We start from the raw sequence: 3,222 nt of genomic DNA on the forward strand, positions 1-3,222 counted from the left end.
CAGCCGACCGCCCGGCGGACGCCGGGCCCACCACTGCGGCAGCCGACCGCCCGGCGGACGCCCGGCCCACCACTGCGGCATCCGACCGCCAGGCGGACGCCCGGCCCACTGCTGCGACGGACGATCACGAGGACGACGCCGACCGCGTCAGGCCGGCGGCCGACCGCTCCCGCCACGCCGACCGCGCCGCACCCGCGGCCGCCCGGCTGCGCCTCACCGACCTCGTCACGGCCCGACCGGCCGAGAACGAGGCCGTGTTGCGTCCACCGTCGCTGGTGGTCGGCGTGGGCGCCTCCAAGGGTGCGCCCGTGGACGAGGTCCTCGACGTCATCGGTGCCGCGCTGGCCGAGGCCGGCCTCAGCCCGCGCTCCGTCGCCCGTCTCGCCACCGTCGACGCCAAGGCCGGGGAGCCCGGCATCGTCGAAGCGGCCGGACGGCTCGGTGTCCCGCTCGTCACCTACTCCCCCGAGCAGCTCGCCGCCGTCCCCGTGCCCAACCCCTCCGACGCACCCCTGACCGCCGTCGGCACCCCGTCCGTCGCGGAGGCCGCCGCACTCGTGGAGGGCGCCCGACTCCTCGTACCGAAAAGGAAGTCGGCGCCCGAGGGCCGCCCCGCCATGGCCACCTGCGCCGTCGCCCGCCGGGCACCGCGCGGACGGCTCGCGGTCGTCGGGCTCGGTCCCGGCGCGCGGGATCTGCTCACCCCGCGCGCCAAGGACGAACTGCGGCGCGCCGCCGTCCTGGTGGGCCTCGACCAGTACGTGGACCAGATCCGCGATCTGCTCAGGCCCGGCACCGTGGTCCTGGAGTCGGGGCTCGGCGCCGAGGAGGAGCGGGCCCGTACCGCCGTCGCCGAGGCCCACAAGGGGCAGGCCGTGGCGCTGATCGGTTCGGGTGACGCCGGCGTCTACGCGATGGCCTCGCCCGCGCTGGCCGAGGCGAGCGACGACATCGACGTCGTGGGGGTGCCGGGCGTGACCGCCGCGCTCGCGGCCGGTGCGCTGCTCGGGGCGCCGCTCGGCCATGACCATGTCTCGATCAGCCTCTCGGATCTGCACACGCCCTGGGAGGTCATCGAGCGCCGGGTGCGCGCGGCCGCCGAGGCGGACATCGTCGTGACCTTCTACAACCCGCGCAGCCGGGGCCGCGACTGGCAGCTCCCGAAGGCGCTGTCGCTGCTGGCCGAGCACCGTGCGCCGCGTACCCCGGTGGGCGTCGTGCGCAACGCCTCGCGCGCGGACGAGTCCGTACGCCTGACGACGCTGGCCGCACTCGACCCGGCCACCGTCGACATGATGACGGTGGTCACGGTCGGCAACACGGCCACGCGCGACATAGCCGGCCGGATGGTGACCCCGCGCGGCTACCGCTGGCAGCAGGACCCGGACGCCCCGGGGGCCGACGCAGGGGAGGCCGGACGATGAGCGCGCGCATCGTGCACCCCATCGAGCAGGAGTCGTTCCGCAGGCTGCGCGCCCGCCTCGACACCTCGCACTTCGCCCCGCTGACCAGGGCGGTCGTCGAGCGCGTGATCCACTCGGCGGCCGATCTCGACTACGCCACGGACCTCGTCACGGACGAGACCGCTCTCGTCCGCGCGCATACGGCGCTGCACGCGGGGGCGCCCGTGGTCGTGGACGTGGAGATGGTCGCGGCGGGGATCACCCGGCGCGAGACGGTCTGCCGGCTCAAGGACGCCAGGTCCGGGCCGGAACTGACCCGTTCGGCCCACGCGATCCGACTCGCTCACGAGCAGGTCGGGCCCGGTGCGCTGTGGGTGATCGGCTGCGCGCCCACCGCGCTCGAAGAGCTCCTGACGCTCGATGCCGAGCCGGCCCTCGTGATCGGTCTGCCCGTCGGATTCGTCGGTGCGGCCGAGTCCAAGGCCGCGCTGCGCGAGAGCGGGCTGCCCGCGGTCAGCAACGTGTCCGAGAAGGGCGGCTCCGCGGTGGCCGCCGCGGCCCTCAACGCCCTGCTGTACCACCCGCGGCCCGCCGCTCCGCTCACCCCTCAGCACGACCCCCGTACGAAGGAGAACCAGTGACCACCGCTCCCGCCCTGCTCGTCGCAGGACATGGCACCCGGGACGACGCCGGGGCCGAGGCCTTCCGCGATTTCGTACGGGAGTTGGGGCGCCGCCACCCCGAACTGACCGTCGCGGGCGGCTTCATCGAGCTCTCTCCGCCGCCGCTCGGTGAGGCGGTGGCGGAGCTGGTGGAGCAGGGCGTACGGAGGTTCGCCGCCGTTCCGCTGATGCTGGTGTCGGCCGGGCACGCCAAGGGCGACATACCGGCGGCGCTGGCCCGCGAGAAGGAGCGGCACCCGGGCATCTCGTACACCTACGGCCGTCCGCTCGGCCCGCACCCCTCGCTGCTCGCGGTCCTCGAGCGCCGGGTCGACGAGGTGCGCGGCGACTGGGCGCGCGAGGACGTCACGGTGCTGCTTGTCGGACGGGGTTCGACGGACCCGGACGCCAACGCGGAGGTGCACAAGGCCGCACGGCTGTTCTGGGAAGGCCGCGGATACGCGGGTGTGGAGACGGCGTTCGTCTCGCTCGCGGCGCCCGATGTGCCGGGCGGGCTCGACCGGTGCGTGAAGCTGGGCGCGCGGCGGGTGATCGTGCTGCCGTACTTCCTGTTCACCGGGATTCTGCCGGTGCGCGTACGGCAGCAGGCCGAGGGGTGGGCCGATGCGCACCCGGAGGTCGAGACGCGGTGCGCCGAAGTGATCGGTCCGGAGCCGGAGTTGCTCGATCTCGTGATGGAGCGGTACCGGGAAGCCCTCAAGGGCGATCTGCGGATGAACTGCGATTCCTGTGTGTACCGCATCGCTCTCCCGGGCTTCGAGGACAAGGTGGGGCTGCCGCAGCAGCCGCACTTCCACCCGGACGACGACGGGCACCACCATCACCACGGCGCGGGTCACCACCATGGTCATGCGCACGCGCACTGAGGCGGTGACCGGCGGAGGGGTTGAGGCGGTCGTGAGGGGTGGGGCTGAGGCGCTGGCTGATGGTGCGGCCGAGGCGGTCGTGAGCGACGGGGTCGAGACCCTGGCCGGCGACGGGGCCGGGGCGGTTGCGGGCGGTTCGGCCGAGGCGGACGGCTCATACGGCGCGGACGGCTTGTACGGCGTGGGCAGCACTGGCGGCGCGGACGGGGCGGGCAGCACTGGCGGCGCGGACGGGGCGGGCAGCACCGACGGCGCGGACGGGGCGGGCAG

The 3,222-nt window shown here is 74.6% G+C and carries 3 protein-coding genes and 1 pseudogene; all 4 read left to right on the forward strand.

Annotated elements, in window-relative coordinates:
* On the forward strand, positions 1-1,424 hold a 1,424-nt coding region (cobJ, locus tag ABT367_RS41190), incomplete at its 5' end, for a precorrin-3B C(17)-methyltransferase (protein ID WP_352259082.1).
* Complete coding sequence (locus ABT367_RS41195; RefSeq protein WP_352259084.1) at positions 1,421-2,044, forward strand: precorrin-8X methylmutase; 624 nt, start codon at positions 1,421-1,423, stop codon at positions 2,042-2,044. The genes cobJ and ABT367_RS41195, both read left to right, overlap by 4 nt.
* A complete protein-coding gene (locus ABT367_RS41200) occupies positions 2,041-2,952 on the forward strand; it encodes a sirohydrochlorin chelatase (RefSeq protein WP_352259085.1) in 912 nt (303 codons plus the stop codon). Before ABT367_RS41195 ends, ABT367_RS41200 begins: the two co-directional genes overlap by 4 nt.
* A gap of 31 nt (positions 2,953-2,983) precedes the next feature.
* Positions 2,984-3,222: pseudogene (locus ABT367_RS41205) on the forward strand (NADase-type glycan-binding domain-containing protein); the annotation flags it as partial.

The sequence above is a fragment of the Streptomyces mesophilus genome (assembly GCF_040300965.1).
Classification (GTDB): Bacteria; Actinomycetota; Actinomycetes; order Streptomycetales; family Streptomycetaceae; genus Streptomyces; species Streptomyces mesophilus_A.